Source organism: Breznakibacter xylanolyticus (genome assembly GCF_003254275.1).
GTDB classification, from domain to species: domain Bacteria; phylum Bacteroidota; class Bacteroidia; order Bacteroidales; family Marinilabiliaceae; genus Breznakibacter; species Breznakibacter xylanolyticus.
This window is the reverse complement of record NZ_QKZK01000065.1, coordinates 1-6821: the sequence shown is the minus strand read 5'-3', so window position 1 is coordinate 6821 and position 6821 is coordinate 1. Positions and strand designations below refer to the sequence as shown.

Sequence of the window (6821 nt, the reverse complement as noted above, 5' to 3'; positions counted from 1 at the left end):
AAGCTCGGTAGAAAAATATACCCATGAGAGAAGTTCCGCCCCAAGCGGGGCGGGACAACAAAACGCAAACCTCCTTTCTACCGATATGGCGTACCGATGGCGCGCCGGTAAGATGACGTTGCAAAATTCTCTGCTGTGTCAATTATGGATAGCCTACATCACCTCTCCCCCTGTATAGTGAGAAAGTCAAAATAGAATTTATCCCACTCTTCACCCCCGTAGGAACGAAACATTCGTACATAAACGTTATTTTTAATGCCCAAATCTCACCTGAAGGCACATCGATCATATGACCACATCTAACTTTAAATTTCTACAAAAGGAATTTCCCATCCTTTTCAATATTGGGCAGGCGGCTGAGTTTCATCTTCATACCGATGCCATTACGACTCTCTTTAAGCTGCGCCAATGGGGCGAGAAGCTTTGCGAATTCATGTTTCAGGAGCACAACCTCGAGTTCCCGGCCGACAACTCATTTCATGTGCGCCTCAAGACGCTCGAATACGAAAAGATTCTTCCCGATGCGGTTAAAGACCTGTTGCATACCATCAAGCACAAAGGAAACGAAGCTGTGCACGGCAACAAAGGCACCACCGAAGATGCCAAAGGGATGCTGTTTGCCGCCTTTAAAGTGGCCAAATGGTTCCACCAAACCTATGCTGTTTCGGTAACCGACTTGAGCGATGTCAAGTTTCATGTACCCGAAAAGATTGATGCCGGCGCGAATCTGGAAGCCCTCGAAAAGCAGTACAAAGAACTGGAACAGAAGTTCGAGGCATTGCTCAAAGAGCGCGACACCAACGGACTCCCTGTTGAGAAACAAAACCGGATTAAGGAACGTTCGGCCAGGGCAGCCTCCAAAATCGAGATGTCCGAAGCCGAGACCCGCGAACTTATCGACGAGCAGTTGCAGGTGGCAGGCTGGGAAGCCGATACCAAACAACTCAACTATAAACACCATAAAACCCAGCCACAGCGGGGACGACATATGGCCATTGCCGAGTGGCCCGCCGGGGGCAAGTGGGCCGACTATGCCCTGTTTATCGGCACCGAGCTCTATGCCATTGTCGAAGCCAAGAAGTGGGCCGCCGACATCTCGGGCGACCTCCAGCAGGCCAAGACATACGCGCAGTTGGTCACCACCGACAAGGCAGCCAGTCTGTTGGGCGAGTGGGAGAGCTACCGTGTACCCTTTCTCTTCTCCACCAACGGACGTCCCTATTTGGAACAGATCAAAACCAAGAGTGGCATCTGGTTTCTCGATGTGCGCAATGCCTACAATCATGCACGGCCATTGCAGGGATGGTACAGTCCCGAGGGATTGAAAAAGCTGTGGCAGCAGGATACCCCGGCGGCCGTCGAAAAGCTGAAGGCAGAGCCGCTCGACTTCCTCGAAAGCCCTTCGGGGTTGGGGTTGCGCAAATACCAGATCAATGCCATCCGTGCCGTGGAGCAAACCCTCACCGACACGCCCGAGCAACGCCGCATGTTGCTGGCCATGGCCACCGGCACAGGCAAAACACGCACCATCATTGGCCTCTGTTACCGGTTGATACAGAGCAACCGCTTCCGCCGCATCCTCTTTCTGGTGGACCGGCGCATGCTGGCCGAGCAAGCCATTGGCAGCTTTACCGACAACAAGGTGGTTGACCTCAACACCTTTAAAGATATTTACGACATCAAAGGGCTGGCTCATCAGGTGCCCGACATCGATACCCGCCTTCACTTTGCCACGGTGCAAAGCATGGTGAAACGCCTTTTCTATGCAGACGACGACAAGCCCGGTGATATCCCTTCGGTGGATTGGTACGACTGCATCATCATCGATGAGGCTCACCGCGGCTACCTGCTCGACCGCGAGGTGGAAGAGGATGACCTGAGCTTTAAAGACCAGAACGACTATGTGAGCATGTACCGCCGGGTGCTCGACTTTTTCGATGCCGTGTCCATTGGACTCACGGCCACACCCGCCCTGCAAACCACCCAGATATTTGGCAAGGCCATCTACACCTATTCGTACCGCGAGGCAGTGATTGATGGCTTCCTCATTGACCACGAGCCTCCTTTTATCATCAAAACCCATTTGTCGGAACAGGGCATTGTGTGGGAAAAGGGCGACAAACCCAAGGTGCTCGACAAGGAGAACAACCTGATTGAAGAGCTTGGGGAGCTCGACGACGAACTGAAAATAGAGATTGCCGGCTTTAACCGTCAGGTGATTACCGAAAACTTTAACCGCACCGTCATTCAACAGCTGGTACAGGAGATAGACCCCGAGGGCGACGAGAAAACCCTGGTGTTTGCCGCTTCCGACGAGCATGCCGACATGGTGGTGCGCCTCTTTTATGAGGCATTTAGAAACATTGGCATCGATGTGCCCAACGAAGCAGTGAAGAAAATCACCGGCAAGGTTTACGACCCGTCGAGCGACCTTATTCACTTTAAGAACGAGAAGTTCCCTAACATCGTTGTCACCGTCGATTTGCTGACCACGGGCATTGACGTGCCGCAAATATGCAACCTGGTGTTTTTGCGCCGTGTGAAGTCGCGCATCCTCTACGAGCAGATGATAGGCCGCGCCACCCGCCGCTGCGACAACATTGGCAAAGAGATATTCCGCATTTACGATGCCGTGCGCCTGTACGAAACGCTGCAGGACTACACCCAGATGAAACCCGTGGTGGTGAACCCCACCGCCACCTTTGGTCAGCTGGCCGACGAGCTTGCCCAAATAGACAACGACGAGCGCGCCCGCCGTCAGATAGAGCAGCTGGTGGCCAAGATGCGCCGCAAACAAAAGCTGCTGGTGAACGGGCAGGCCGACCGCTTTACCTACTTTGCCGGTGGAACCACGGCCGACGAGCTCATCGACGAGCTGCTCAACCAGCCCACCGCCCAAACGGTGCAGCGCATTGCCAAGCTGCCCGGCTTGTGGAAGTACCTCGACGAGCTGAAACCCGAACCCACCCTGCCACTGGTGAGCGACCATGCCGATCATTACGTGGGCACCGAGCGTGGCTATGGCAAGGGCCAGAAGCCCGAGGACTATCTGCAAAGCTTTTCGCAGTTCATTGCCGAAAACCAAAACAAGATAACTGCCCTGCAAATCGTGTGTACCCGACCTGCCGAGCTCAGCCGCCAATCGCTGCGCGAGCTGATGATGGAGCTCGACCATCGCGGCTATACCACCCGCTCGTTACAAGCCGCCTGGAAGGATGCCAAAAACGAGACCATTGCCGCCGACATTATTTCGTACATTCGCACCCTCGCTGTGGGAAGCTCGCTGGTGAGCCACGACGAGCGCATTCGCCGCGCCGTGAGCAACATACGCAACCAGAAGGCGTGGAACAAGGTACAGCTCAAATGGATTGACCGCTTCGAAAAGCAGCTGATACAGGAGTCGATCCTTCAGCACGCCGACCTCGACACCGACCCGCTGTTTGCCAACGAGGGCGGCTTTGCCCGCATCAACAAGGTGTTCGACAACCAGCTCGATGAGTTGCTGGGGAGGATGAATGAGAGTTTGTATATAGCGTGAGGAGGTTAAACGCAGAGACGCAAAAGCGCAGAGTTTTTTTTTCAGGATTCACTGCGTCTTTGCGCCTCTGCGTTGAAAAAAATAAAAACCCAATTGCTGGCAATTGCTGGCGCGGATTTGTAATCCGTGCCAACAAAATTAGTTATGGTAATATGGATGAATGAGGCACAGATCGCAGATCTGCGCCAGCGATGGGCTGACAATGAGCAAGAAATAAACGCAGAGGCGCAAAGACGCAAAGAATCCTAAAGAAAACTTTGCGCCTTTGCGTCTCTGCGTTGAAAAAAATAAAAACAATAATAATATGAGTGCCGAACAAATTGCCAAAAAACTGTGGGACCTGTGTAACGTGCTGCGCGACGACGGCATTACCTATCACCAATATCTCAACGAACTCACCTACATTCTGTTCCTTCGCCTGAGCGAGGTGAAGAAGTTTGATGCCGACATCCCCGAGGAGTACCGCTGGAGCCGCCTCAAGGCCATTGCCGACAACAAGGAGCTGTTTGACACCTATCGCGACATGCTGGCCAACATCAGCCAAAAGAGCCGTAACGCCACCATCAGCGAAATATATACCAATGCCAGCACCACGCTGCGCAAACCGGTGAACCTGCGCACCCTCATCACCAGCATCGACGACATTGACTGGTACGAAGAGCACGAGCAGGACAAGATTGCCACCATTTACGAGGAGCTGCTCGAACGCAATGCCGGCGAAAAGAAGAGCGGCGCCGGGCAGTACTTTACCCCCCGTCCGCTCATTAACGTGATGGTGGACCTGGTGGCGCCACAGGTGGGCGAGCGGTGGAACGACCCGGCAGCGGGCACTTTTGGCTTTATGATTGCCGCCAGCGAGTACCTCAAGGCCAAAACCGACCATTACTTCGACCTGGGGCGCGAGGAGCGCGACTTTCAGGTTCACAAAGCCTTCTCGGGCTGCGAGCTGGTGCAGGATGCCCACCGTCTGGCGCTGATGAACGCTAAGCTGCACGGCATCGAGAGTTCCATTGTGCTGGGCGACACCCTGAGCGAGCTGGGCAAGAGCTTTACCGGCTACGACGGTGTGCTGGCCAATCCTCCTTTTGGCACCAAAAAGGGAGGCGAGCGGCCCAACCGCAGCGACCTCACCTACCTCACCAGCAACAAACAGCTCAACTTTTTGCAACATATTTACCGCTCGCTCAAAACCAACGGCAAGGCACGCGCCGCCGTGGTGCTGCCCGACAACGTGTTGTTTGAGGACGGCGACGGACAGCGCATACGCCGCGACCTGATGGACAAGTGCAACCTGCACACCATATTGCGCCTGCCCACGGGCATCTTTTACGCTGCCGGGGTGAAGACCAACGTGCTCTTTTTTACCCGTGGCACCACCGACAGCGGCAACACCCGCCAGGTGTGGTTTTACGACATGCGCACCAACATGCCCGCCTTTGGCAAGCGAACACCCTTTACCCGCGACGCCTTCGCCAGCTTTGTAACTGCCTACACCGGCGGCCTGCCCATGGCCGAGGTGCGCAACCGTTACGATGGCACCATTGACCACGCCCGACGTGCCACCGTGACCGACGAGCGCTGGCTGTGCCTCACCCGCGAACAGATTGCCCAAAAGAACGACTCTCTCGACCTGGGCCTCATTGCCGATGCCTCGCTCACCAGTGCCGACCAGCTGGCCGAACCCCTCGACATTGCCCAACAGGCCATGGACGAGTTGAAGGCCATGATGTATGAGTTAAATTTGATGATGGAGGAGTTGAAATGAGTGGAAAGGTACCGGAGGGGTGGAAGATAATTAAAGTAAAAGACATTGCTGAAATTATTCGTGGAGTTTCATTCGGAAAGGATGATGCAAGTGTTGTTAAAGGTGATAACTCAATTGCAATATTGAGAGGCGGCAACATTCAAGATGGTAAAATAATTGACAACGAAGACCTTGTTTATGTTGATGCAAAATTTGTTAGTGCCAAACAAATCATCAGAAATGGAGATGTTATAATTGTCGGTTCAACAGGCAGTAAGAAATTAATAGGAAAAGCCGCTCATGCACTATTCGATTATTCGGATGTCAGTTTTGGTGCATTTCTTACGATGTTACGACCTATAGGAGTTGTTAATCCTCGATTCTTCAATTACTATTTTCAAACGGAGTATTATCGTGAGGAAATTAGAAAGCTTGCAGGAGGGATTAACATTAACAACATAAAAAATCAACACCTTGAGGGTTTAGTATTTCCTCTCCCCCCCCTTGCCGAGCAGCATCGCCTGGTGACCAAGCTCGATGCGTTGTTTGGGAGCCTCGAACAGCTCAAAAGCCGCTTAAACACCATTCCCCAACTGCTGAAAACCTTCCGCCAGGCCGTGCTCACGCAGGCCGTTACCGGTAAATTGACAAGGGAGTGGAGAGGTTATGAATCTAATTCGTTGCCGTATTCAATAACTATTGGTAATGAATTCAAAGAGGCACCTAAAGGTTGGGAATGGCGTAAATTAGTAAACATTTCTCAGTTAGAGTCAGGTCACACACCTCGAAAAAGTGTAGCTGAATATTGGGATAACGGAGATGTAAAATGGATATGCCTGCAAGATATAAGAGCATTAGATGGCAAAGTGGCTTTTGATACAAAATACAAAACCACGCAATTAGGTATAAAAAATTCGAGTGCAAGAGTACTGCCCAAAGGTACAGTCTGTTTTTCTCGAGATATTTCAGTGGGTTTTGTTACAATAATGGGTTGTGAAATGGCAACAACCCAACACTTTGCTAATTTTATCTGCCATGGTTGTCTGAACAATTATTTTTTAATGTATGCTTTTATGGCTTCGCGTGATTATCTAATTAATTCAGGTGTAGGTACAACAGTTAAGACACTGTATATGCCTACTATAAATGATTTCTATATTCTACTACCTCCACTCCCCGAGCAACAAGAAATCGTCCGTCGTGTGGAAGGGTTGTTGTCGAAAGCCGATGCGATAGAGGCGCGTTACCGGGCGTTAAAGGGTCAGGTCGATGCGTTGCCGCAGGCGGTGTTGGGCAAGGCGTTTAGGGGCGAGCTGCGGTAGGCAAAGCCCCGTAGGGGCAAAAGCCCGGTAGAAACAATATGGCAGAGCGTCGGGTTCCGCCCCCATCGGGGCGGGAGAATAAAACGCAGACCTCCTTTCTACCGATATTGCGCACCTGACGGCGCGACGAGCAACACGAAATCGTGCGCCGTGTGGAAGGGTTGTTATCGAAAGCCGATGCGATAGAGGTGCGTTACCGGGCGTTAAAGGGTCAGGT

The 6821-nt window shown here is 52.3% G+C and carries 3 protein-coding genes; all 3 read left to right on the top strand.

The genetic code is table 11. From position 1 onward, the window contains the following. Positions 1 to 289: 289 nt before the first annotated feature. Positions 290 to 3538: a type I restriction-modification system endonuclease gene (hsdR, locus tag LX69_RS17125; protein WP_111447249.1), complete on the top strand. Its 3249-nt coding sequence runs from the start codon at positions 290 to 292 to the stop codon at positions 3536 to 3538. A 304-nt stretch (positions 3539 to 3842) separates the two neighbouring features. Then, positions 3843 to 5303, top strand: coding sequence for a class I SAM-dependent DNA methyltransferase (locus tag LX69_RS17120; protein WP_111447248.1), 1461 nt, complete (start codon positions 3843 to 3845; stop codon positions 5301 to 5303). Further along, on the top strand, positions 5300 to 6604 hold the full coding sequence (locus LX69_RS17115; protein WP_111447247.1) for a restriction endonuclease subunit S: 1305 nt from the start codon (positions 5300 to 5302) through the stop codon (positions 6602 to 6604). Before LX69_RS17120 ends, LX69_RS17115 begins: the two co-directional genes overlap by 4 nt. The last annotated feature ends 217 nt before the right edge of the window (positions 6605 to 6821 follow it).